Origin of the sequence: Kiloniella sp. EL199 (assembly GCF_900313065.1) — a bacterium.
Taxonomy (GTDB): Bacteria; Pseudomonadota; Alphaproteobacteria; order Kiloniellales; family Kiloniellaceae; genus Kiloniella.
In genome coordinates this window covers 806,233-831,416 of sequence record NZ_OMPU01000010.1, presented here as the reverse complement: position 1 = coordinate 831,416, position 25,184 = coordinate 806,233, and the positions used below count along the sequence as shown (strand labels likewise).

The following is a 25,184-nucleotide window of genomic DNA, read 5'->3' as shown; positions in this document are numbered from 1 at the left end:
ATCCGGAACTGGCTTTATTGCTTTTCAGCCCAGACAATAAATTCATCATACAAAGTACAGGCTTTGTCTGTATCGCCATTACTCAAAGCAGCACCGGCTTCATTCAACTTTCCAGATTCAGCAGTAAATTCATCTGGATCAACACCATTGCCGATCTTGGAGGCAAGTTGCTCCATAAGAGATGAAACCTTTTGCGTTTTCTCTGTGAGTTCGTCCGTAGAACAACCCGCATAAGCGTAACTTGATGTCATACCAAGAAAAGCAACAGTTGATAGTACAGTGATAAATTTCTTCATTACTCAATTCCTGTCTAAATAAGTTGAGTTATTTAAATCAATTAATATTCGCCGTCTGTTGACGGCTCTATATTCTAGCTTTCTAATCTTAGATTTACGTCTTACTCTGCCTTCATTTCACTATGCTGTTCTCTACGATTTTCAAAGAACTGCACTTCAAAATGATGAACAAATCAGAACTAAAAACTAGAGAAATAATGTGCTTGCAACAAAGCCCCAGATACCAAGTGCTATCGCGGCAAACCCCAGATTAATCTGGTGCCCGACGAGCTTGTCACGCAGTGCATTTGCCTTGGACTGTAACTCTGGATTTGATCCCGTGACATATTTGTTGATCAAGCCAAACCCCAAAAGGAAACCAAGGATTGCTGTGATGACAGAAACAGCCATCCAAGTGATCCACCAGATCGGGAAAGATGTCAGCAAGCCTATATTCAAAAGTGCCTGAATAGTTCCCCAGATCCCCCAAATACCAAAAATAACACCGATAAAGCCCTGAAATGGGACAATCCGATCTAATATTTGCTGTGCTGCGGGCTGTTTTCTAACCACAACCGGATAGGCTGCAAGAGCACCTAAAATTATCAAACTAATGGCATAAAGCATACTATGCAAACTTTCTTATCTGTTACAAAAACACAGCAAAACGCTTTTGATTAAGTAAAAACTTACCGGACGTGATTGCATGAAACCAAAGCAACAACATCCTGTTTTGTTAGAACCTGCTTCTATAGCGAGATGCCTGAAATGTTGGAAAGGATACTAAGATCACACCACCAAAAGGCGCATACCCCAAAGAAGGTATAGAAAATAATTTTATCTATAAAATGGCCTCTACAGCTACCTGTTCAATTAAAACAAACAAATACGGAAACTTCTATAATGATGCATCTGATATCTTTCCCCAAGAGAAGGTATTTAAACTCTTTTTAAAAAAGAAAGCAACATAATTAACCCCCCGCCCAAACAAGCAAAGATCAGTATATATCCGCTACCGCCGATCAGGTATGAAACGAGGAAATCCTTTTCATCAAAAGGAAAAGGATAGATAAAAAATCCTCTGATTTTATTCATAACAAACATCAGTAAATAACTCGTACCAAAAGTCAAAACACCTGCGTTAAAAGCCCTTATACCAGAAGGAGATGGCTTTAAGTATAAAGGCAGTATCAAGCTTCCAGAAACGAATAGTAATGGGATCATCCAGAAATCCCATACTGAAAAGTAATCAATAAAATCTCGCTGGGGTGTTCCCCCCATATTCCGAATAAGCTCTCGTTCTGATAAATATTCCGGGATATGAAGCAGCCCATAAAACACACAGCCCCCAAACAGGGTAACAAGACTTAAATACCATCTGTGAACCATAAGAACTTCTTTTCTTTTATTTACACACGGCCAAAGGGGAAACATTGAAAGACCAATTATTTCCCCTTTGTTTGAAAATACTATCTGTTTTGCAACATATTAACAGGCAACAATCCTGTCATTACTGATCGGTAATCAAAGCCTGCTGCTCAAGGAGATTATTGATAATCTGAGTATCAGACAAGCTTCCTCCCTGTGTCAGATCAACACCTTGGAGCAAGATTTCCTTATCCGTGCCACTGCCATCGCCATTCACATCTATTTCAATGCGCGTACCAGCACCCGATTGCGTAAAGTGTAAATACTGATCAAGGCTGTCTCTGGTCTCGGCAGACAACAATTCTCCCAGATGAAGGATATCGCCCTGATCAATTGAAAAATCAGTGATGATATCATTACCCGTTTCACCGTTTCGGAAGATAAAGACATCCGCCCCTGCACCACCGTTCAGAGTATCTTCACCATGTCCACCAGCAATCAAATCATTAGCTTCTGTGCCCGTTAAAACGTCATCTTCGGAGTTTCCAATAATATCCAGCCCCGGCGAGTTACCGATAACAGAAACAGTGGTAGAGATCACATCGCTATCTTCAATTCCATCGCTTACTGTTACTTCGATAGTACGGCTTGATTGCAAACCACTGACATCGGGATTATCAGATGTGCTGTGATAGTTTACATGCTCAAGAGCAGCTTTATATTCTGATGGGCTGGCGGCACCCGTCAGCGTCAAAACACCATTAGAACTATCATAGCTCATATTCATACCTGCAGGCAGGCTATAGCCACCAAGATCAAGCACATCACCAACAACAAAGTCGGTTATAGCAACAGTTGCTGTTTCAATTTGATCAGCAGTGTCTGCATCGGTGAGCTCAAGATCACTGAAAAGCGCAACCGGATCGCCACCTTCGTTAAAGGCGAAGTATGTCAGACCGTCTTCAGTAGCCTCATAGGACCGCAAAGAACCATCTGCATTATAGGTTTTAGTATAAATTTGTGAACTCCTGCGTAGAGTAACAACCCAGCCACCATCTTCCAATCCGGCAACAGAAGCGATGTTCTCATCAACAGGACCGAACATATGCTCGACCGTTATTTCATCTCCTTGTCGTGATCCATTGGCATCAAACACCTGACTTTTGATAAAGAAACGCCCCGGCTCTCCAATGTCACTTGCCCAAACAGCAACCCAACCTCCATCCGCAAGGGATGTAACTGTCACCTGCTCCTGATCACCGGCTGTCTCGCTATTAACAAGAAACTCTGAGCCACGCGCTGTACCATCCGGGTTATAAGCCTGTCCAAAAATTCCGTTCCCTGAACCATCCTGATCATCACCACCGTGCCAAACAACAATCCAGCTGCCGTCTTCTAACCCTACCACCGATGGCTTTCTCTGAGTGCCTTCCAGATGGCTGTTTACCAGCGTCGCCTCAGTCAGCGGATTACCCGCAGCATCATAGGCGCGCATAAAAATGTTCGTCGAAGTTACATCAGTTGGATCACTCAGCTCGTGCCATGTCACGACCCAGTTTCCATTTGCGAGTGATGTCATTTCTGTATCTAGAAAAATACTCACGACATTCCTATCACTCACCTGAAACTCATCACCACGTGCTGTACCATCAGAATTAAAGATACGTGCCTTAACATATGCGCCAGCTTCAGTGCTGTGCCAACTTACAACCCAGCCACCATCATTTAAGGCTGTTACTGTTGACGAGCTTTCACTTCCATAGTCCAGATCACTAATTTTCATAATCTCACGTGCGCTTCCATCAGCATCATACAATCGCCCATAGAGATTATTAGGTAAGCCCGGACCATTTTTGACATTCCAACTTACAAACCATCCACCATTTGCCAGACTGGTTACATCTGGCTCATGCCTCGAATAATTCTCCTGCGGCGGGAAGACATCAAAATCGTCGCCTCGTGGGCTACCGTCAGCATTAAAGGCCCGCCCCTTTACATGCGATAAACGTTCAGAGTTTTCATCTACAGGTTTGTAATACATCCAAACAGATACCCATCCGCCATCTGGTAAATGGCTAACGGATGGGTGATGCATAACATGGTTGAATTCGGTTTCACTATTTACCCTGATATGATCCCGTAAACTTGTGCGATCAACAATCTCCGGCGCATCATTACTGCCAGTAATGGTAATGACAACTTCCTGCGTTAATGGCGCTCCATTTCCGTCCCTGATGGCAACCTCGTAGGTCTGTGTCAGGACATCACCTTCAGACAGATGATCCAGATCCGCATCGTCAACAGTGAAGGCCCAGTTCACCACCTTATTGTCTTGATCCATTACTGGCGTAAACCGTCCGAGATAATTCTCACTCCCCTGACCGGAGACATAAGTCACATAATGCTCGTCGGATTGGTCATTATCAGTAAAATGAATGCTGCCTTCTGCGCTCAACTCGGTATTGTTTTCCCCTTGTTGGTTATCGGCGATTTCATCAATAGAACCACTGGTAACTGCAGAACTAATAACAGGCTGGTCGTTTGTTCCTTCAATGGTAATAACAACCTCTTCGGTGACACTGCCACCATTCCCGTCATCAATGGTAACACGATAGATCTGGGTCAGATTCTCGCCACGCGCCAGATGATTTAGGACAGAATCTTCAACCGAGAAAGTCCAGAGAATTGTGCCATCAGACTGATTTAAAACGGGCGAAAAGCGCCCAAGATAATCATCCCCACCCGCTGTAAATGAAATACGGTGCGTATCACTGATATCTGCATCGGAAAATGAGATTGCACCTATTTCACGGTGCTCGGTTTCATTTTCACCAAGTGCGCCATCACGTATTTCTGTAACCGTTCCTTCTGATGCCTCGGACGTAATGATCGGTGCGTCATTCGTTCCGTGAATAGTGACCATCACGTCCTGTTGCGCCGTACCGCCATGCCCGTCATCAATTGTAACGTCATAAACCTGTGTAAGACTTTCACCCGCTGCCAAGTGTTCAACCGCAGAACCAGCGACCGTAAAAGACCAGTTTATCGTTTTATTTTCATGGTCAAGAACAGGACGAAACTCGCCAAGGTACCTTTCATCATTAACCTCAAAGCGGACAGAATGTGTGTCAATCAGATCCACATCTTCAAAGACAATCTGCCCTTCACTGCCAAGAATCTCGTCATCTTGTCCTTCATCGACTTCAATCACTTCGCCCTGATCGGTCGCGGATGTAATTATTGGCCCATCATTACTTCCCGTCAGGTTAATGGCAACTTGTTCAGTCACAACACCGCCATTTCCATCATCAATGACTACAGTATAACGTTGTGAAATTGTTTGTCCTTCGGCAAGAAAATCAAGGTCGGCATCTGCTACTTCAAACAACCACTCAACAGCCTTCAAACCCGGTTCAAGTTCCACTATAACCTGTCTAACGATCCCAACATAGTTACTGCTATCGGGGGTAAGAGTTACGGTATGGACATCTCCTAAATCCGGGTCGATAAAGATAGCCCCTCCGAAGGTCGAGTGCGTGTAATTGTTTTCACCATCGGCACCATCTGTGATTTCCAGGGGAAAATCATCTTCATCCCAGCCTGTCTTAAGAATTACCGGGGCCGTATTGTTGTTTTCAGAGAGTGCCTGAACCAAAGCATCAGAGTTACTGTTACGACCATTTCCTTCCGCAGTTTGTTGTGAAGATCCTTCACTATCACTCTGTAAAGCACCCTGTGTTTCCAGCATGCCAAGCAGTTCCCCTGTATCATCCAGATACTGACTACCACCGCCGCTTTGGATGTTCAGACCATTATCAGGCCCCGCCGCAGTTTCAATGTTATTAGTACCATTTTCAAATGCTAGAACTTGTGCGATCAACTGATTCGATGACACTTCAACACCATTGATAATCAATACTGGCGCATTTTCAGAATTCGCCTGATTAACGAGATCAAGAAAAACAATCCGGCTCGGTTCCACGTCTGTTTCACTCTCACTATTATTGATGGATAAAACAAGGTTTCCATCCTCAAGGGCAAGAGTTGAACCAGACATATCCACATTTAAAACAGCTTGCTGCCCCAACGCCAGTCTATGCTCAATTGTCTGGCTCGCTTGCCCAAAAAAATTGATTTCAACAACGTCACCCTGTCCAATAAGGTAATCCTGTCCCTCTGAGCCAGAGATAATTTTTGCATTTGTTTCTGCGGCTTTTGTTTCGGCAATTTGCCCGCTTTTCATTGACATCAATTTTCCTCACACAAACATGAATTCACGAATACAAGCAACCTGTCCCGAACGCAGTCATGCAGACGGAAATCGACAAGTGAACAAAGCATTTGAGCAAGAAGATATTTTCCCAGTGTCTTCCTTGGCATCTTCATCGCTCAATCTTCTTGTTGGCGACAATAGACAAGGGCAACAAAGGCGTCATACCGCATTTGAGGTAGCAAAAAACCTCAAATAGGTAAAAAATGGAAACTGGTTTTTGAAAGTGTTATTTTCGACAAAACAAAACCCCATAGAACATTGATAAATAAACATAAATATAAATAATTTATGACTAATTTTATCTTTATTTATCTAACATAACAGCATTGAATTCATAGCATGGCTCCATGTAATGCCCCCATTTCTCACTCCTGACCGTCAGTTACATTCTGGAAACATTCATGCCATCGACCAGCAAACAGCTGAAACAAATCCTTTTCCCTCATATGAGGTATGACGTGTGACCACCTCTTCGGTAAATTGCCTCAGACGATAGTCATGATGAAGAATTTGACCATTAATCAGGTAAGAGCTACGGCTGTTTTATTGTAGCAATCCCTTTTTACAAATATATAAACAACATAGGAAACGGGTCGCCGTGAGAAAAAAAATTGCAGCAGTAACCTCATATACGGATAAACATTCTCCAGAAGTTACTCTCTTAACTCCATTAATTCTTATTGCATCAATTAGTATCACTTCAGGCATGGCAACTCCAAGCCATGCAGAAGACGGCTGGTGTGGTTTTTCAAATACAGAAATACTCGAAGATGGCATTAACAGGAATAGCAGTTGCCGGATTGATACAGCCAAAGGTGAATTGGTTCTTGTCGAGGGAACGAAAAAATACAATGCTTCTATCACCAGTTGGTTTACAGGCGCTGAAAATCCCCATGCCGGTGCTCAGCTAAATGAATGCCGTGGCCCGAAACGTAAAGTATTATCAGGGGATACATTGCTAACAGCCCCAAAGATGCGATTTACCTGTTCCAAACTAAAATCAGGCGACCACGTCATGCTTGACCGGAATGGAATGAAAGCCACCTTGCATTGCGACCAGCACGTCGCCCGGAACATCACACTGGAAGCCGAGGGACAAAGTAAAACCTGTGCTATTCCAGCAGTCTTGCAGGAATTACCTGTTCACCTGAAGAAAGCGAATTCATGGTATGGACTAACCCCAAAAGCCATTGAAAAAAAGCAGGTTCAAAAAGATGATATCTGCGAAGTGACAGCTGACGATCAAAGCTACCCGGAAAAGATGCAGTTTGCCTTTCTTTGGGGCAAAAAATCATGCCACGCGCTCAACCATTATTCCGATAGGCACAGCTGTGGATGGTTTGCCCATAATCAGGGGCTGACCGGTAAACAGAAATCAGACTATTTCCACGTTCCCAAATTGAATGAAATATGCACGGGCAAAGCAAATGAAGAAGTTCTGGTAACAAAGCCCTTCTGGCGTAAAGATCACAAATCGACACCGGGTATGGGTGAGATGAATGGCTATGTTCAGTGTGAAAATGGTCAGGCCAAGAATGTCAGGCTTGAAATCAAGCCTTTGGTCGGAGAAATGGCCGCCAAAACCTGTGCCATTCCCCAAGCTCTATTGGATGACAAACCCGATATTTGATAACTGGCTTGCAAACAAAACCATGGCAGAAGGAAAAGAAAATCGATGCTGTTTCAAAAATTAATGAAAACCAGCGGCTTTTTTTTCCTTCACCATACCGCCATAGGTTTGCTACTCACGGGCCTGATCTTCATGGGGATTACCATCATGACAAGCGACGCAAGCTCTATTCTGACGCCCCCCTTTCCATTACATTGCAACTACGGCTGCCCAATAACAAAAGATGAGCACAAAGTTGATACCTATCCTCATCAGCTTTTTACCTTGGGAAGGAAGAATGATGGTCAACCGGGACATTGGCTGGCTTATTACGTTACCACCACAATTCTAAGTGAGCGGGATGCAAGACGCGAAGAGAACCATGATCCTTCTCTCTCAATTCTGGATGATACAATTACCGCCACGCCCGACTTTTTTTGGGGAAACAAATCACCAGCCTGGGAAAAACTTCTGACTATGGAAGAAAGGTTGGCTGAGGAACCCGGGATTGCCCATACCTTTGTTCTTACCGGGCCTCTTCGTGATTATACAAACAAAACCTTGCAACAAAAAAAACTTACTAATGAAAATCAAGCCGACCTCCATGCCAGTTTGTGGAAAATAATTTCAATCAATTCAAACGCTCACACCTTTGTAAGCGCCTTTATCTTCCCCCCGGGATCTGAAAAAGCTGAAAATTACTGTCCATTTTTGGTGGATGTGTCCGCAATAGAAAGGGCAACAGGTTTGATATTCTTCCCGCAAACCAGCCAGCTTGTTCCGGAACAACTTGAAAATCATTTTCAGGAACTGCACCCTTACATAGAATGCCCTTAAATCATGAGATGACCAAGAATCTATTGATATTAGATCTGATCTCTGGGTATCACTTCAGAGCAAAACGGCTATAAGCTTTACGAATTTCAGGTTCATTCTGCTTATAAACAGGAAAAATATCAACAAACCTCTTCCAATCAGACTCTTCTTCGCGCCTTATGAACAGAATCTTGTCATTCCGCTGTTCTGATAACCCGGCAAACTTAAAATAGAGAGTAGTAGCAATTGGATCTTCTCGGGATGAATAGGTGATTTTTTGTTCAGAAAAATAAAATGCAAGAAAAGCAGTAGCATCCGTAAAAAGTAAATCAGCTTTGCCACTTCCCTTTTGTTCCCACATGTAATTTCCCTGCTTCTTCTATAACTTTATGTTCAATCAACCACGTTAACTCAAAGAGCTTTTGGCACACTCACTCTTAAAATCAATCGCATTAGATCTGATCGTTTTTGCGTCCCTGTTTTAAGGAAAATTGATTTTATCTGGGTTCGGGTCGTCGCAATCGAAACTTTGCGAATTTCTGAAATTTCCTCAGTGTTATACCCCTCTGCCAAAAGAGATGAAATTTCAATTTCTGCCTTGGTCAAACCATAGAGGCCTTCCAAATTGTTACAGGAAATGCCACGCCGACAGGCAGGGTCAGTCAAAAACAGGAGTGTTCCTTCGGAATGGGACAAATCCTTCGTTTGACCACAGGCTGGCGAAACCTCAAGAATAAAAGCGTCTCCACCTGAATGCCGTTCGATAAAAATGGCTCCTCCCGAAGCAATACCATTGGCAGCAATCGTTTCCTCACAACCGGCCAGCAACGACAGGAAAACAGACTGAATACCAGCATTTTGGATGCACAGACATTGCTGACGATCTCTTTTTATACCATCTTCTAATGATAAAATACGCTCGGCTTCATCATTGGTAAAAAGTATCTGCCCCTTTTTTGTAACAAGAACAGCACCCACAGAAAGGCGATTCAATGCATTCAAGGAACTTTTTACAGAGCTTTCAAGCTGAGACAAAGGCTCTGCCAGCCGCAAAGCTCTCACCAAGTGTGGCGCAAAAATCTTGACCAGCTCCTGGATAAATACAGGGTCAACTTTACTTCCCTGATCACTGTAAAAAGTAACCAGGTCATTATATCCATCACGCTTACCGAGGTTAGCAAAGTATCTGTTCCCCAGACCAAAGACATCAGCTTTCCATGCAGAGGCAGGTGCGCGCGAATTTGAATAATCTTCTATGCTCTGACATAGATCCTGCTCCGCAATCAAGGCATGGGGAGCAAACTTTCCAATTCCCCCCAGGACTTTTGCCTCGTCCGCGGCAAAATCTTTGGAAAATTCTTTGTGGGCATCTTTATTCAGCGAATAACTGCGCTGAGTAATTTGCAACACACTGTTCGCCGGATCCACACGCAGAATATTAACCGCCCCCACACCGGCCATTGTTGCAAGTTTACCAAGTTGGCTTGTCCATGTTTCATGGTCCAAAACAGTATCATAAGTTTCAGATATGAATTTTAGATGTTCTTCTGTTATACGCATTACCAACCTGCCGATATACTTCAAACAGGCGACGCCGCCTCGTTTGAAGTATATCGGCCCAAATCAATTAAGTGGATCAGGTCTTTGATGTACAAAGATTATATATCGCAAACAACCTCATTACTCCATTACAAACGCACTATTTCAATGCATCCAGTGATGTATTCAAGCCAATAATTTTAAAAACTTTATCTTCTTGAAAATACTTTATTGTAAATGAAAATTTATGAGATTGGTTAAAATAATAACCTTTTACGATACGAACCAATCCATCCTGTTCCAGTTTGTATTCTGCAATAGAAATTTGTGTCTCTAACAAACCGGAAATTTCGTCTGCATAGTCCCCAAATGGACCGTATAGATTGGCAAATTCAACTTCGGTGTATTGCCTCTGAAACGCTTGCGCAAAACTGTTATAAAAAAATGTTAAATTGTTACTGCGAACAGCGGACAGAAAAATATGTAAATCGAACGGAACGCGGCTTTCCAGTTCCTTTTGTTTCTCAATTTCAGTTGTTTGATTATTTACATCCAACCCAGACAAGTTCAAGACGTAAATTTTCCAATCATCCTCATCTTGGCCTAAAATAAAATCAAAGTGAGTGCTTTGAGTTTGTTCATTAATCAATTGCCCTGAAACGAAACCGACTTCATTTTCCCTGTAGCGATCAGCCCAGTTAACTTCCTCAACATTCTCAAAAGAAAAATTATCCATATGAGATTTAAAACGATCATATGGAAGTTCATTCTGTAGATCACTAGACAGAAGATTATACGCCAATTTTGTTTCCTTACTCTGCAAAGAAGTAATAAATACTTCAGCTGTCTTTTCCAAATTATTGATCTGGAAAACAACAACAATGACAAGCAAGCAAACCAAACCACTGACCCAAAAGGCACCTTTTACGACCATATTAAGTGTCATGCCCATTCCTTTTTGCACCCTAACTTTACCAACGGAATCACTATTCGGCATAACGTACTTTTCGATTATTTCGTGCCAAGTCGATATAACGGACACATTTGTTTCACTTCATTCACCTCTCCGCATCCCCTAAATGAGGTATATGCAGCGATATTGCTGAAAATTATTCCCGTGTATTTCAATCAGGCTGGCATCTATCAACGACATATCCGCATCAACCGGAACTTAAACCGCGCTGAAAGACGCAAAACTATCTCTTGCTTTCCCACAACAGTATGTTCTCATTCTTAATTAAATAGTCAACATCGGTTAAGTAGATTACAGAGAGTACAAATGGCAAAATTCGATAAACTATCTGATAAGCATTGCACTTTTATCCAACAGCAACCTCTTTTCTTTGTCGCCACAGCGGGAAAGGACAGTCGGGTTAACCTTTCACCAAAAGGCCTGGACAGTTTACGTATCGTAAGTCCAAACCGTATTATTTGGCTAAACGTCAGTGGTAGCGGGAATGAAACAGCGGCCCATTTACTTGATGTTAACCGTATGACTCTCATGTTTTGTGCCTTCGAAGGCAAAGCCCTGATTCTACGCGTATATGGTCAGGCCAGTGTTCTGCACCCTCGGGATGACGGGTGGGATGAAGCCCTTTCTAATTTCCCCAAAGCCGCAGGTAGTCGACAGATATTCGACATGACAATCGACCTTGTTCAAACATCTTGCGGAACCGGTGTACCAGAAATGTCCCTTATCAAAAGTCGAGCAGAAGAAGAATTACTTCCCTTCTACGAAGAAATGGGACCTGAAGGGGTAAAGAAATATTGGGCACGTAAAAACACCAAAAGCATTGACGAGCATCCCACCGGAATTTTTGAAATCGATTAACTTATCCAATCTTACTCCTGGCAATATTTAAACGCATAAAACAAGGACATTTTCTTTTCTTCTTTTCTGGCTGTAGTACCCGCGTCATCAAATAAAAAGCCAGTGATACGAAGAGTATCATAGAGATTGTAGAGAACCATGTGATCGCTGGTTCAGTTCGATTGATGGGGGACTGGTCTATCTGATCAAACAGTTCACAGGCGCCTGGCTTGGCATTGCCACAGTTGACCTTCTATGGTCTTCGGAAAATGGCGCAACCGGTTCTCATAATACCGGTGATGAGATCTGGCTTTATATCACCGCCCTCTTTCTGGGGCTTTGTTTTGCTTATCAGACATCGCTTAGGGATTTTATTTGGGTTGTAATCAGCTGCGCCCTGTCCTTTGGCGCAGTTAACCTGAACAGTATTCTTTTAAATGCAAACATTGGCACTCTTTTCGGGGCAATTGCCGCCGGGACTTCTGGTAACCAACTCAACCTTGCACCCCAAGGTTACGCTTTGATATCACAAACAAAAAGGGTGTCCAAACGACACCCTTTTACATCAGCCCATCGAATCAGGATACTTAAACAGCCAGATTTGGGATAATCTGCTTTTTACGAGATACAATGCCCGGTAACACCACACTGTCGCCAGAAACGCTGACACCAAAAGATTTTTCGGCAACCTGTTTCACCAGATCATTGGCAACCAGCAAAGTTGCTTCTTCTTTCAGGATATTCACGACAAAAAGAAGAACCTGATCAATACCATCTTCGGCAGCAACAGTTCCCATTGATGCCATAAGACTGTCTTTGCGGGTAAAAATTGTTTCCGGGCTGGTTGTTTCCAAAACAGAAACGCGGAACTTTGTATCACCAATCTCATACTTCTTGCTATCGAGACGAAGCAACTCGGCATCGGAAAAATGAGAAACATCAGATTTCGCCGCAAACATTTCTCCGGCATAGGTCGGAATATCAAGTCCCAAATCACTCGCAAGTTCTGCTGCCAGTTTACGATCTACATCTGTCGTCGTTGGGCTTCTGAATTCAAGTGTATCAGACAGAATGCATGATAGCATCAAGCCCTTAATTCCCTCTGGCGCTTTGGCAATATCAGCCCCGATCATTCCAATCATAATAGTCGCAGTGGATGCGACAGGCTTGATGGTAATATTAATAGGCTGTTTTGTCTTAATACCACCAACCAGCAAATGATGATCAATGATCTCAATAATATTGGCGTCATTGACATTCGCTGGCAGTTCAGCCGGATTATTGGTATCAACAATCACAACATCCTGCCCAACTTCCAGATCCCCAAGGAGAGCCGGAACCTCAAACCCCCAGCGTTTGACAACAAACTGTGCTTCTGTATTTGGTGTTTCCAGAACAAAAGCTTCCGCCTTTTGCCCTTTGATTTCCTTTAGATACCAAGCCCATATCAGGGCTGAGCAAGTTGCATCTGTGTCAGGTGCCAAATGGCCAAAAATTTTGATCATGTTCAAACAGTCATCATTTTATCAGTAAAAAGATCGGGTTCACCTGCTGTTATAATAAAGCAACAAGCATCTGTCACGGCCCTTTCAAATCAGTGACAAATCGTAAATAGCCACCGATGAATATAATCACTGAATTGAGAAAAACACTGGCTGACAAAGAATTAATTTCTCGAATAAACCACGGACCTTAAAAACTACTATCAAGATACAAGAGTAGAAAAAGTCACCATGGTCAGACTTTCATAGCTCTGAAAATTTATTATTCAACTAGGATCATCGCTCTGCGTCTTATTAAAACCGTACTCTGCGAGAATTTCATCGTAGCGACCACTTTCTTTTAGTGCATCAACTCCCCGATCAAAAGCCAGAGTTAATTCGTGCTTTCTAAACACCGCATATTTATGCCCTGGTAAAAATACCTGGTGAATGGCAATAGGTTGTGTCGTATCAAGTCCGTCACGAAAGCGGGCATTTTTAACAAACCAGGCCAGGATATTCTTATCACCAATAACCAGATCAACATCCCCGGCATAAAGTCTGGTGATTTGTTCGCGCTGTTTGGCAACCTCCTGATAAACTCAAAGGTTTGGATCATGTGTGCGAAATTGCTTCCCAGAACTTTCGAAGCCGTCTGAAAGGCAACTACACGCATACCTTTCAAGTCGTCCAGGCGATTAATATCCAACTTCTTTTTAGCCAACGAAATCGCGACATTTTGATAAGTAATATAGGTTTTTGAATAAAATCCATCCAGTTCTTCTTGCGAGGAAACCGTGATAGCACCATCGGTCACACCATCAAGAAACTCTGTATTACGGCGTTTGTTTGATACATAAAACGGGATAATTGTATATCCCTCAAGTGCCATAGCCTCCCTGACAATATCCAGCTCCGCCCCCCGGTTATTACTTGTCAAAACATAGGGAGGGACAGAAAATCCCACACTGATGTGAATGATTTTATCGCTTTTCGGAGATACGACCGTTTGGGCAAATGCCAATTTTGAAAAAGACGTGGAATAGGTAACAATCAAGCCAACAGATAAAAACAAGCAAGGCAGAAATTTCAGATAAAATTTTTCTGACAATTTTGGTAATGCGTTCCGTGAAAAGAGATAACCTGTGCGCATATTTACCATCCTCACTCTTTTTAAATAAATGTATCTTTATTCAAAAGCACGAGATCCAATATAGCGTTGTAACATACCAGAAAAAAATCATCTATGGCGAGAATTTTCTCAAGATCACACAATTAAGCACCCCCCACCCTTGATAATCAAGCCTTCAAAGCATGGCACAGCACCAGTGGCTACCAACTAGCCATAATCCAGAATATCGCCGGGTTTACAATTGAGAACTTCGCATATCTTTTGCAAGGTATTAAACCTTATTCCCTTGACTTTACCCGATTTTAAAAGCGAAAGATTTTGCACGGTAATACCGACTTTGGTTGCCAGTTCGTTTGAGCGCATTTTTCGTTTAGCCAGCATAACATCCAGCGTCACAATAATTTCTTTTTGCGGCTCTAGCCCGGTTTCAGGAATTTTGAGAGTTTCAGATTTATCATCCATCTAATTAAACTATCTTTTCATATTCTTCAGCAATTTTAGCCGCATGTATCATAACCGATGCCATCAGAGACAAGAGGATGCCAACCAACAACAAAACAAAGGCAATCGGCGCTGTAGATGCGTCAAGGTCCAGTGTAATCACGCGTTGTCCAACAGGGTTATTATAGGTCAACGCCAGGCTCATCAATGCCTGAACCACAGGAATAAGCAGCGTAAAGACAACAAGTGATACCCCGAAATACCTAAGAGACTGGCTAAATGAGGGCAAGTGCCATTGCCCTGTATTAATTTGCTTGAATATACCCCCCACGGCCGTCAAACCAATCGCCAGAACTATTAAATGAGCGGTAGAAATAAGCCCGCCAAACAAACGATTATTCATAGCAAGATTGAATTCTGTCTCAACCATGCCGGAATAAGCTCGCGCTGGAAATTCCGCAAGCTCAGGGCTGATCCAAAGACCGATATTAATCACAATAAACAATATTCCCAACAGGCGAGAAAAAGAAGGCAAAAACCGAGTTAAAGACATCAACACACCAAACATTCCAAATTCATTCAATCTCACAAATAATTATTGTTTAACAATAATTTTGTCAATCAAAACATGAACTTGTTCCATTAAAAAATTCAGTACGCTAGCTGCCAATTTTCCCATGACTCAGTTAACTTTAAAATCCATAAATCCTTGTTTAAAACGACCTTTAAAAGAGTATTTGATCTCGACACAGGATAAAGGCATGATCAACAGAAGAACCTAACCAAATTAGGTGCCCAAATTAAACGCAATTTTTTATATGGTAACGGAGAGAATAATCGTGAGCAGCTTATCCATACGTTTTATAATGTCGTTGGCTATGCTACTGACTTTAGCGTTTCCGGTATTTGCTGATAACCTGGAAGATGCCAAAACAGCGGTGAAGCAACGCGATTATAATACCGCATTCAACTTATATCTTCCCCTTGCAGAACAAGGCGACCAGGAAGCTCAATACGCCTTGGGACAAATGTACAGTAAAGGTCTGGGCACAGAACAGGATGTTACCACAGCAGCCAGTTGGTACGAAAAGGCTGCAGATCAGGGGCATCTTCTCTCACAGGTTCAGGTTGGTCGTATTTATTTCTTGATTACCAACGAACTGGTCAAGGCACACAAATGGTTAAACGTGATTACCCTGCGGAAAATTGAAGGCGCAAAGAAACTACAACTCTTTGCCAAGCAAATGCGGAATGACATTGCCAAGGAAATGACCCCGGAAGAGATAACACAAGCCGAAAAAGAAGCCCAGGACTGGATCGCGAAAAATGAAAGTCAGGCAGGATCACAATAGCAACCTCGCCCCGCCAACCATAAGAGGGTACGGTGAGAGTGTTTTTTGACGGAAAGCTTAGGCATCCTGAGAACCATAAAAGAACCCAAAGCATCATCAAGGTATTATGTCTGAGATATTACTTTTGAGCAGGCTCCAGATAAAAAGCTGCCTTGTGATTACGGTCACTGTAATAACGCGTGGTAAATTCAGCTTTCCTGAATCCGGGATCTGACTGTTCAGTCATTTGCGCCAGATCAACCCAGTCACTTGCCCAAGAAAAAGCATGAAGCCCGCCAACATAAGTTGGTATTGCTGCATGATAGAACCCGCCATAGTGAAAGAGAGACAGCATCCGGTTTTTCATATGATTCAGAATTGAAGGCTGGTAAGACGGGCATCCCGCCTGCGCAACTATAATGCCCCCCTTTGCTAATCGAGCCTTGCAATTTTGATAGAAACTACCGGTAAAGAGGCTAGTCGAATTCTCATCAGGATCTGTAGAATCAATAATTATAACATCATAACTTTGCCCCCCAGATACAAGGTATCCAGCGCCATCTCCAATAACTAACTTCAAACGGGGATCATCATATGCATCGTCGAGAAGTGTTGATAGATGCTCTCGACACACCTGAATTAAAGCGCCATCAAGTTCCACCATTGTCACCTGTTGAACTGTTTGATGCTTAAGAACCTCTCTCAACACGGTACCGTCACCAGCCCCGATAATTAAGACTGACTTTGGATCAGGATGCGAGAGCAGTGGCACATGGGCGATGCTTTCGCTATAGATTTCTTCATCGTGCTCAGTAATCTGAACAGCATCGTCCAGAACAAGAACACGGCCTAACAGATCGTTTGCGAAAATCTCAACATGCTGAAAGTCTGTCTTGCCTTCAAACAGAACCTGATCCCGACGGATTGATTGACGGATCTCGGGATGAATACCTTCTTCGAACCAAGACATTTTTTATCTGACTTTCAATAAGCTTGATCTGTTTCTATTGATATACAATTTTAAGTATTAAAAATCTATAATTTTCAACCAAAAATACTTTCCAGGTAAAAATCATACTATTGAGTTGATAATCTCATTCGCTGCCTGTCTCCCAGTCTCGTACGCACCAGGTGCCATACTTGCCCACTTTCCATGTAATGCCTCCCCAGCAAAAAACAAACGATCAGCTACAGGCTGACGCGCAACTTCCCGAAGATGGTTTTTACCAATATTTGAGTAAGCATAACCTCCTCTTGCAAAGGGATCAGCAAGCCATTTTGTTTTGTGACCTTTTCGGAAAAACTTTCTTACATCCTCTCCCAAGACTGACGCAAGTGATGACAAGGCAAAATCCTGTGCCGCTTCATCATTTCCAGTGGTCAGATCACGGGCAAGATCACCACCAACAAACATTGTACTCATCGGTTCACCAAAAGGACATAATAGATGGCTGTGCCAGCTATCTGTCTGCCTTATACCTTTAGAGGCTTGCAGATAGGCTTCATTTGTATTGGCATCAGGTACAAGTGATTTGAAGCCAATATCAAACTGAAGGGTTATTTTATCCAATAATCCCATTGGCAGTTCATGGAAGGCAGCCATCTTTTCCTGTGGTAATGCAGGCAAAAACGTCAAGGCTTCATCGGCTATCACTCCGGTGGGAACTGTCACGAGAACAACACGACAGGTCATCGTCCCCTGATTGGACTGAAGCTTGATATCCTGCCCCTGCCAGTCAACTTTCTCAACAACTGTTCCCAACTTTACAGGCACAGGGCCAAGAGCTTTGAAAATTCCGGATGCCAGCCCCTGAGGAACCATCCATTCGGTTCCAGTTTCATACTGTGTTTGATAATCAATGACCGACAAACAACCGGAATCAACCCCCGCCTCTAATGGCCCTTTTCGCAATTGAGCAAGTTCATCCCAACGATCCCTTGGTGGCCGCAAATTATAGATAGAGATATCACCGTTCTTTACGGCATCATACCCCCATAAATCATCATAGAGTGCGTCTTCGGCCTTCTCAATCTCAATGACTTCTTGTTCCGTGGCCCGGCGCCCACCCCGATTTCCCCCTCGAGATCTATGTACAAAATAAATCGGTTCCCTTTTTCCAAAATCAAATACATCAAACTCCGCCTTATCTCTTACCAAAGATGATAGAGGGTTTTTATCTGCAGAATGTAGCCATGCGCAGCCATGATCATAGGGAACGCCAAAAGTCTCGCATTCGGTATAGGCCCTGCCCCCAATACGATCCCGCGCTTCGAGAACAAGCACCGACACACCTTTTTGCATCAATGTTCTAGCAGCTGTCACTCCGGCTATTCCTGCACCAATGACAACGACGTCTGGATTTGCCACATCCAGATCTGAAGACAAAGACACTGCATTCATGGCTTGATTCCCAGTTTTTCTTCAAGCTGTTCACGGCCAAGATCAGTCAATTTGATAATACGACGATGTTTTGTGCGCTCTATCCACTTCAAGCTAAAAGCCAAATCTGTTATTGCAGCCCCCAATGCCCCGGCTACATGAGGTTTTCGCTCACTCCAATCCAGACATTGGGGCGCAAACTGACGCCGAGTTTTTCGTAAAACTTCCAGATCAATGCCTAATTCAAAGAAAAACATTTCACCCCTTGATGTCACATCATAATGACGATCCCGTAAACGCAGGTATCCTTGATCCACCATTGCTGTTGTGATTGAAACACCCAGAGCGCCAGCCATATGGTCGTAACATAGCCGAGCGCATCTTATCAGTTTCTGTTCTGATGATACTTGCCGAACTGGTGCGGGCTTGTGACGAACGAGATGTATCAAAGGTTCAAGAGCTTCGGCAACTTCATCACCAGCCAATTTATAGTATCGGTGCCGTCCGTGTTTTTCGCAAAGAAGCAGTCCGCCTGAAACAAGTTTCCCCAGATGTTCACTTGCCGTCGCAGCAGAAACGCCCGCAGCTTGCGATAATTCTGTCGCCGTCAGAGCTCGTCCATCAAAAAGAAGAGCCAACATCGCCGCCCGCGCCGGCGACCCGATAAGCGCCCCGATAGAGGCCATAGAGGGTTCCGCATCCATATTTCGGTTTTATCCAAAACATATCGACAATGCAAGTGATATAGTGTTTACATCTAAAACCATCGCGCAGAAAAACACCTACTAATGACAAAACAGAACACATCAGAAGTCGGAGTTTCAGCATCCAGGAACCCGGCATATCCAAATAGTGGAAAAACTATTGAAGCCAAGAAAAAAGAAAGGAATTTTCAACAAAGCGTTCAGGAAAACACTCTCCTCAATAAAAGAGGGATCTTTCTTGTAATTTTGTCAGCGATCCTCTTCAGCATGGCAGGAATTTTTACCAAGAGCATTCATGCGGAAACTTGGTCAATAATTGCTTGGCGTGGTATTTTTGCAGCTCTTTTTCTCTTTATCTGGATTTCATATAAAAGAAACTTCTCACATAGTTTTCTAAGGATGGGTGTAAGTGGGATCTCGGTTGCGATAATTGGTGCACTCGGAACCGCGGCTTTCCTCTCGGCTTTTAAACTGACATCTGTTGCAAATGTTTCCCTGATCTATGCAGCCGCCCCTTTGCTTGCAGCAATCATTGCATGGACCTGGCTGAAAGAAAAAATAACCAAGCCCGTTGCCTTGGGATGTTTCGGTGCTATTTCAGGGGTATTGATTGTCGTGAGTGGCTCAATTGGTAGTTTAAATCTTGAAGGTGATCTGCTCGCGCTTGCCATGACCTTTTCTCTTGCTTTGATCATGGTAATTTACCGTCGCTATCCCCACACCCCCTCGGCTGGACCAACGGCTTTATCCTCGCTTTTCCTCGTGCCAGTCTGTTTCTATATGGGAGCTCCTCTGGACGTTGATCTATCTGCAATCATACCACTCGCTCTTTTTGGTTTGCTCTTCTCGGTGGCGGCAATTTCATTAACTGAGGGCGCCAAGTTAATCGCATCAGGGCGAGCCGCCCTGCTTAGTTCTCTGGAAACACCAATTGCGCCCTTATTGGCATGGCTGATCCTTTCCGAACTCCCGACCTTACAGGCTATTATCGGTGGTATTGTAATCATGATGGCCGTAATCTACAGCCAAAAAACAGGTAATCAGAGATAAAATCCTGGCAAAAATAAAACCCCGGTAAAATAAAGCCTAGGACATCAAATCATTCGCAACCTTGTTTGACAATGCGCGATCCCCATAGGTGAAAGTGCCGCGCTCTTTAATCTCGGTTGCAGCCTCCATAAGCCCTCCCAAAGCGGCGCGGGCCATAGATCCGCCAACAGACACCCTTTTCACACCGGCACTCGATAGCTCATCCACACTAAAAGTAACGCCGACCAGCCCCATAACAACGTTCACAGGCTTTGAAACGGCTTCACAAACGGTTTTAATTGCGTTCAAATCTGGTAATCCGGGGGCATAGAGAACATCTGCTCCAGCCCGTTCAAAGGCTTGTAATCGGCGAATAGTATCATCCAAATCCAGGCGTCCGCGAATAAAATTCTCACTGCGCGCAGTCAACAAGAATGGTTGTCCTTGACAAGCTTCACTTGCCGCATGAATACGTTCAACAGCCAACTCAAAATCATAAATTGGGTTTTCAGGGTCACCCGTGGCATCTTCTATAGAGCCACCAACAAGCCCAGCCTCAATTGCGCCCCGAATAGTTTCCACGCAATTATCTGGCGCTGCCCCAAAGCCATCCTCCAGATCTGCAGAAACAGGCAGATCACTTGCCTCGACAATCTCACGGCAATTCGCAAGTGTCTCTTCGCGTGTCAGGGCCGCAAGCCCGTCCTTGCGCCCCAAAGAAAAAGCAATTCCGGCTGACGTTGTAGCCAGTGCCTCAAAACCCAAAGATGTCAGAATTTTTGCTGTCCCGGCATTCCACGGGTTCGGGATAACAAAAGCGCCCGGCCCTTCGTGAAGCTTTTTAAAAGTCTGGTATTTTTCTTTTTGTGTCGGCGACATATCTAAACTTCCTCAAAAAGTGCTCATTTGAATAAGCATAAGAAACAGAGAAATACAAACTGTGAACTTGGGCATTCATTCTACTCTCCATTTGAGAAAAAAACCTTGGACAATAACGACAACTAATGGTGAAAACTCTATAAACAAACAGGTCGATTCATAAACCTTCCCCAAGAGTTTTCTCGTTCAAGAATAAATACCCCTGACATAAAAAGTATAATACCTGTCGTCTGGAAAACTCCCGCTCTCTTCCTGCTTTACTATTCCTTCAGTCTGATAATCTAAACTCACATAGCAAATCATCCGTGCAAGGAGATCACCATGTTAGGCGTTATTGGCGCAATGAATGAAGAGGTACAGCTCTTATTGAGGCAACTCAATGATGTTCATGAAAGTACCCATGCCGGAATTACTGTCAACACTGGGAATTATAAAGGAACAGATATCGCACTCGCTCAATCCGGTATTGGCAAGGTCAATGCCACGATCTGTACGCAAATGATGATTGATCTTTTCAAGCCACACAAGCTGGTTTTCAGTGGCGTGGCCGGTGGCTTGCTCCCCAATATGCAAGCAGGCGACATTATCATTGCCAGTCACGTAGTGGAATACGATATGGATCTCACCGCTTTCGGGCGTCGTCACGGGGAAACACCCGGGCGTGAACGTCTGATTGAATGCGACCCTGATCTTGTCGGCAAGGCCACGGCCGCTTTTGACAATGCTTTTGAGGGTGTAGAAGAAGCACCAAATCTTATGCTTGGTACGATTGCATCCGGAGATACTTTTGTTCAGGATCGCGACAAACTCCGTTGGCTCCAACGCGAGTTCGCGGCACTTGCAACAGAAATGGAGGGCGCAGCCTTTGGGCAGACATGTCGTCTCAACGGCCTCCCCTTTGTTGTCATCCGGGCTTTGTCTGACTCATCCTCTGACAGTGCCAGTGAAGATTTCCAGGCAAACCTGCATCGCGCCTGTCATAATTCCTTTGAACTTATGAACCTGATGATCCCGACAGCCTTGAATGACTGGGATAAGATCAATCGACGGAAAAGAGAATAAATATACACTCATTTTACTCTCTATTCTCTCAGGAGCTATAGAGATTTTATTTACCAATTCTTTGGCTGTTCATTTGGGCTTTTTGAAGGAACTCACGTCAATTAAAACATCATTAAAGAGCTAACGAACAAATATCATCCGAAAGACCCCTGACGAGATGGAAACATCGAGAGGTGAACACTTCCAGTCAATTCACCCCTCCAAGATTTTCGGGCCAAAAGTTCGAGGCCATTCTTTATAAACCACCCAATAGAGTTTCTCGCCGAGAATCATTATTCCGGCAACATCTCACCGACCTGTTTTTCCAACGCCTTTGGATCGCTCAGGAAGTCAGCATGAAAATCAACCGACATCGGGTCGGGGTAAACATCCTCGATCTCCTTTTCAACCGCCTTCAGGACCACCTTTGCCACAATGTTCGGGGCCGTTTTGTCCAGCGGAACACCCGCGGCCATGTCAGTATCAATCGGGCCAGGGTAAACACCTACCACATGCGTACCTTGTGCAGCGAGTTCAGCACGCACCCCTTGGGTCAGGGAATGAACCGCAGCCTTTGAAGCGGAATAAGACCCCAGAACCGGAAAGTTCAAATAGCCCGCCACAGAGGAAATATTTACAATCGTTCCACCCCTATTTTCCTTTAAAACTGGGGCAAAGGCGCGGATCATATTCAAAGGCGCAAAATAATTTGTTTCCATTTCATCCCGCGCATCATCCAGCGATGATGCCGTCATGAAACTGGTAAAACGGGCAATCCCTGCGTTGTTAATCAGCAAAGAAACATCTTTGAACTCATTCGCAATGGTTTTGATTGTATCTGGTTGATTTACATCAAGTTCAACAGGAATAACTTTGCCTTCCTTTCCCTTTAACAAGCCTGTCAATCTATCTGTGTCACGCGCTGTGGCGTAAACTTTAGAGGCTCTGGCCGCAATCAATTCTTCAACAAAAGCATACCCAATTCCACGATTTGCTCCGGTTACAAGCGCGACTTTATCTTTAATTCTGCTCATTATTTTTCCTTGAAAGCGATATTTGTGTTTCAGGCATAAATTAAATACCAATAAGTACTAAAATAAGAAACAATAGCCGCATGTCAAATTAAAATACCATTTGGTATTAATTAATCTTGTAAATCACATAGTCCCCTTGCTACGACTCTGCGGCAAATATCAGGCTATGAACTTGATGCTTGAAGAAATATCGCCGACTGATAGAATACTACTCGGTATGTATACTTGATTAGAGTTAAAATGGGACGCGGCAGACCACGTAAAACAGATCCGGAAGAAGTTCTGGATACAGCGATGAAAGTCTTTTGGAGCAAGGGCTTTGAAGGCACATCAATGAGTGACCTGGTCTGCGCAACCGGCATGGCAAAACCGGGGCTATATGCCTGTTTTGGCGACAAAGAATCTCTCTACAAAAAGTCTTTGGCGCGATATTACAATAATCTGGGCATGCCTTTACTTGATGATTTGAAAAACTCGGATGATGTTCTATCCGTTGTCGTACGGCGTTTTCTGGAATCAGTTGCTAAATCCATGCTCGATAAAGACTGTCCAAGTGGCTGCTTCGTCGTCAACAGCCTTGTCGAAGAATCTTCCCAACACCCCGAATTAGAGACCATAACCAAAGAGTACGACCAAAAACGCCGGGATATTTTTGTTACAAGGTTCGAACAGGCACAAAAAAATGGCGAACTCCCGCAAAATACAGATGCCAAAGCACTCGGAGAGTTTTTCTCTGCTCAGTCGCTTGCACTCGGGGTTTTAGGCAGAACGAATGCTGATAAGAAAGAACTCAACAGCTTCATCGACATTGCTATGACAGCATTGCCAAACCCCTGAAGAGAAATCCTGTCCGAAATATTCAAGACCAGAAGAAAATACTCCTTTAACCTGAATTTACTATCATTGAAAAATCAGATCAAAGGAGAAACAGGTGCAGCTCGCCTATACCATTCTTTATGTTCAGGACGTTCCCGCAACATTGGATTTTTACCAAAAGGCTTTTGGTTTCGAACAGAAAATGCTTCACGAAAGTGGCGACTACGGCGAACTTGAGACGGGGCAGACCACATTATCATTCTCATCCCTTTCCCTTATGGAAGAATTGGGTAAAAAGCCGTCATCACCACAAAAAAATCACCCAAGTTTTGAGATAGCTTTCACGACCGACAATGTTCCAAAAGCATTCGACCACGCACTAAAATCGGGTGCCCAACCTGTTCAGGAGCCGGCAGAAATGCCTTGGGGACAGACAACCGCCTATGTTAGTGACCTTAATGGATTTCTCGTTGAAATCTGCACCCCGATAAAAATTTAGCAACTATCAATACTTATCCCTTAAAGTACCATTCAAAATACGGGGTTTAATGGGAAAAGGTTAAACGAGGTGCACAGACATATCGCTGTCACCTCGAACATAATGGGTATCACTAATAAATTTTCACAATATCTGCTGTTAATAACTTTTGCGTTTTGGATAGGGTTATCTACTGCTCTCGCAGAACAGAAAAATAACAATTCATGCTAAATATCAGTAATCTATAACAGCTTAACAACTATTTCTTGTCATCAACTCAGACGCAAACTCAAATATTTCTGGAAGTTCCGTTGGTGTTAACAACTCGCGACATTCTTCGACAGAAACCCATTTGACTTTATTCCCTTCTTCAATAGAAAAGGGATGTACAGGCCTGCATAAATATATTTGATCAATATGATAATGTGCACCATCTCTTTTATCCTGAACAGGCTGTTTCAATGTCAATATTGGTTGAACAAGATCAACAACTTCAGTTTCAACAAGACATTCTTTAAGTTTTGCATTTATAGAAAAGAAAGGCAGGATTGTAATTTGAATGCCAACTTCTTCCCTGACTTCACGCAAAAGAGCTTCTACCGGATCTTCATCGCTTTCGACATGACCACCAGGGTATAGCCACATCTTCAGCTTCTCATGCCAAAGAACTAAAAAATTTCCTTTGTGATAAACCAACGCAGAAGATGTGAACTGATGAATAGTCACAAGACGTCGTTCCCTCTGATGT

25 protein-coding genes are annotated in these 25,184 nt (G+C 43.5%); 8 read left to right on the top strand and 17 right to left on the bottom strand.

Going from position 1 to position 25,184, the window contains the following annotated elements:
• Window positions 1-14: 14 nt before the first annotated feature.
• The 4 genes from D9A03_RS12465 to D9A03_RS12450 all read right to left on the bottom strand — a co-directional run bounded on the left by D9A03_RS12465 (window position 15) and on the right by D9A03_RS12450 (window position 5,892).
• Window positions 15-296 carry a hypothetical protein gene (locus D9A03_RS12465; protein ID WP_120497501.1) on the bottom strand — a complete coding sequence of 94 codons (282 nt, stop codon included), beginning with the start codon at window positions 294-296 and terminating at the stop codon, window positions 15-17.
• A gap of 186 nt (window positions 297-482) precedes the next feature.
• Window positions 483-902 (bottom strand): hypothetical protein, encoded by a 420-nt coding sequence (locus tag D9A03_RS12460; protein ID WP_120497500.1) that lies wholly within the window; start codon window positions 900-902, stop codon window positions 483-485.
• A gap of 312 nt (window positions 903-1,214) precedes the next feature.
• Window positions 1,215-1,556: a hypothetical protein gene (locus tag D9A03_RS12455; RefSeq protein WP_216825459.1), complete on the bottom strand. Its 342-nt coding sequence runs from the start codon at window positions 1,554-1,556 to the stop codon at window positions 1,215-1,217.
• Between the two features lie 229 nt (window positions 1,557-1,785).
• Window positions 1,786-5,892, bottom strand: a complete 4,107-nt coding sequence (locus D9A03_RS12450) for a VCBS domain-containing protein (protein WP_120497498.1) — start codon at window positions 5,890-5,892, stop codon at window positions 1,786-1,788.
• A gap of 622 nt (window positions 5,893-6,514) precedes the next feature.
• Here D9A03_RS12450 and D9A03_RS12445 point away from each other — a divergent pair.
• Window positions 6,515-7,546 carry a hypothetical protein gene (locus D9A03_RS12445; protein WP_120497497.1) on the top strand — a complete coding sequence of 344 codons (1,032 nt, stop codon included), beginning with the start codon at window positions 6,515-6,517 and terminating at the stop codon, window positions 7,544-7,546.
• A gap of 45 nt (window positions 7,547-7,591) precedes the next feature.
• Complete coding sequence (locus tag D9A03_RS12440; RefSeq protein ID WP_120497496.1) at window positions 7,592-8,362, top strand: hypothetical protein; 771 nt, start codon at window positions 7,592-7,594, stop codon at window positions 8,360-8,362.
• 49 nt (window positions 8,363-8,411) lie between these two features.
• On the opposite strand, the gene D9A03_RS12435 is transcribed toward D9A03_RS12440, so the two are convergent.
• From D9A03_RS12435 to D9A03_RS12425, 3 genes are all read right to left on the bottom strand, one after another.
• Entirely contained in the window at window positions 8,412-8,702 is a 291-nt protein-coding gene (locus tag D9A03_RS12435) for a hypothetical protein (protein WP_120497495.1), read from the bottom strand.
• Window positions 8,703-8,752: 50 nt separating this feature from the next.
• Window positions 8,753-9,901, bottom strand: a complete 1,149-nt coding sequence (locus D9A03_RS12430; protein WP_120497494.1) for a helix-turn-helix transcriptional regulator — start codon at window positions 9,899-9,901, stop codon at window positions 8,753-8,755.
• A 139-nt stretch (window positions 9,902-10,040) separates the two neighbouring features.
• Window positions 10,041-10,877: a hypothetical protein gene (locus D9A03_RS12425; protein WP_162938131.1), complete on the bottom strand. Its 837-nt coding sequence runs from the start codon at window positions 10,875-10,877 to the stop codon at window positions 10,041-10,043.
• Window positions 10,878-11,159: 282 nt separating this feature from the next.
• Here D9A03_RS12425 and D9A03_RS12420 point away from each other — a divergent pair, with 282 nt between their 5' ends.
• The gene (locus D9A03_RS12420) at window positions 11,160-11,711 is read left to right on the top strand and encodes a pyridoxamine 5'-phosphate oxidase family protein (protein WP_120497492.1); all 552 of its coding nucleotides are present in this window, start codon (window positions 11,160-11,162) and stop codon (window positions 11,709-11,711) included.
• Between the two features lie 566 nt (window positions 11,712-12,277).
• Here D9A03_RS12420 and D9A03_RS12415 read toward each other — a convergent pair.
• From D9A03_RS12415 to D9A03_RS12400, 4 genes are all read right to left on the bottom strand, one after another.
• Window positions 12,278-13,195 carry a manganese-dependent inorganic pyrophosphatase gene (locus D9A03_RS12415; protein WP_120497491.1) on the bottom strand — a complete coding sequence of 306 codons (918 nt, stop codon included), beginning with the start codon at window positions 13,193-13,195 and terminating at the stop codon, window positions 12,278-12,280.
• Between the two features lie 370 nt (window positions 13,196-13,565).
• On the bottom strand, window positions 13,566-14,324 hold the full coding sequence (locus tag D9A03_RS20095) for a hypothetical protein (protein ID WP_254055036.1): 759 nt from the start codon (window positions 14,322-14,324) through the stop codon (window positions 13,566-13,568).
• Window positions 14,325-14,510: 186 nt separating this feature from the next.
• Entirely contained in the window at window positions 14,511-14,765 is a 255-nt protein-coding gene (locus D9A03_RS12405) for a helix-turn-helix transcriptional regulator (RefSeq protein ID WP_120497489.1), read from the bottom strand.
• Between the two features lie 4 nt (window positions 14,766-14,769).
• Window positions 14,770-15,297, bottom strand: coding sequence for a hypothetical protein (locus D9A03_RS12400; protein WP_162938130.1), 528 nt, complete (start codon window positions 15,295-15,297; stop codon window positions 14,770-14,772).
• Between the two features lie 286 nt (window positions 15,298-15,583).
• Here D9A03_RS12400 and D9A03_RS12395 point away from each other — a divergent pair, with 286 nt between their 5' ends.
• Window positions 15,584-16,096, top strand: a complete 513-nt coding sequence (locus D9A03_RS12395; RefSeq protein WP_162938129.1) for a tetratricopeptide repeat protein — start codon at window positions 15,584-15,586, stop codon at window positions 16,094-16,096.
• Window positions 16,097-16,214: 118 nt separating this feature from the next.
• Here D9A03_RS12395 and speE read toward each other — a convergent pair whose 3' ends face one another.
• The 3 genes from speE to D9A03_RS12380 form a co-directional block, all read right to left on the bottom strand.
• The gene (speE, locus tag D9A03_RS12390; RefSeq protein WP_120497486.1) at window positions 16,215-17,045 is read right to left on the bottom strand and encodes a polyamine aminopropyltransferase; all 831 of its coding nucleotides are present in this window, start codon (window positions 17,043-17,045) and stop codon (window positions 16,215-16,217) included.
• A 102-nt stretch (window positions 17,046-17,147) separates the two neighbouring features.
• Window positions 17,148-18,476 carry an NAD(P)/FAD-dependent oxidoreductase gene (locus D9A03_RS12385; protein WP_120497485.1) on the bottom strand — a complete coding sequence of 443 codons (1,329 nt, stop codon included), beginning with the start codon at window positions 18,474-18,476 and terminating at the stop codon, window positions 17,148-17,150.
• Complete coding sequence (locus D9A03_RS12380; RefSeq protein WP_120497484.1) at window positions 18,473-19,159, bottom strand: helix-turn-helix transcriptional regulator; 687 nt, start codon at window positions 19,157-19,159, stop codon at window positions 18,473-18,475. Before D9A03_RS12380 ends, D9A03_RS12385 begins: the two co-directional genes overlap by 4 nt.
• A gap of 84 nt (window positions 19,160-19,243) precedes the next feature.
• On the opposite strand from D9A03_RS12380, the gene D9A03_RS12375 reads away from it, so the two are divergent.
• A complete protein-coding gene (locus D9A03_RS12375; RefSeq protein WP_120497483.1) occupies window positions 19,244-20,209 on the top strand; it encodes a DMT family transporter in 966 nt (321 codons plus the stop codon).
• A 36-nt stretch (window positions 20,210-20,245) separates the two neighbouring features.
• On the opposite strand, the gene D9A03_RS12370 is transcribed toward D9A03_RS12375, so the two are convergent.
• Entirely contained in the window at window positions 20,246-21,067 is an 822-nt protein-coding gene (locus D9A03_RS12370; protein ID WP_120497482.1) for an oxaloacetate decarboxylase, read from the bottom strand.
• Window positions 21,068-21,388: 321 nt separating this feature from the next.
• Between D9A03_RS12370 and D9A03_RS12365 the strand changes: the two genes are divergently transcribed.
• Window positions 21,389-22,129: a 5'-methylthioadenosine/adenosylhomocysteine nucleosidase gene (locus D9A03_RS12365; protein ID WP_120497481.1), complete on the top strand. Its 741-nt coding sequence runs from the start codon at window positions 21,389-21,391 to the stop codon at window positions 22,127-22,129.
• A 272-nt stretch (window positions 22,130-22,401) separates the two neighbouring features.
• Here D9A03_RS12365 and D9A03_RS12360 read toward each other — a convergent pair whose 3' ends face one another.
• Window positions 22,402-23,142 (bottom strand): SDR family oxidoreductase, encoded by a 741-nt coding sequence (locus D9A03_RS12360; RefSeq protein WP_120497480.1) that lies wholly within the window; start codon window positions 23,140-23,142, stop codon window positions 22,402-22,404.
• A 240-nt stretch (window positions 23,143-23,382) separates the two neighbouring features.
• Between D9A03_RS12360 and D9A03_RS12355 the strand changes: the two genes are divergently transcribed.
• Window positions 23,383-23,979 carry a TetR/AcrR family transcriptional regulator gene (locus D9A03_RS12355; protein ID WP_120497479.1) on the top strand — a complete coding sequence of 199 codons (597 nt, stop codon included), beginning with the start codon at window positions 23,383-23,385 and terminating at the stop codon, window positions 23,977-23,979.
• Window positions 23,980-24,073: 94 nt separating this feature from the next.
• On the top strand, window positions 24,074-24,457 hold the full coding sequence (locus D9A03_RS12350) for a VOC family protein (protein ID WP_120497478.1): 384 nt from the start codon (window positions 24,074-24,076) through the stop codon (window positions 24,455-24,457).
• Window positions 24,458-24,688: 231 nt separating this feature from the next.
• On the opposite strand, the gene D9A03_RS12345 is transcribed toward D9A03_RS12350, so the two are convergent.
• Window positions 24,689-25,162, bottom strand: a complete 474-nt coding sequence (locus D9A03_RS12345; RefSeq protein ID WP_162938128.1) for an NUDIX hydrolase — start codon at window positions 25,160-25,162, stop codon at window positions 24,689-24,691.
• Between the last annotated feature and the right edge of the window lie 22 nt (window positions 25,163-25,184).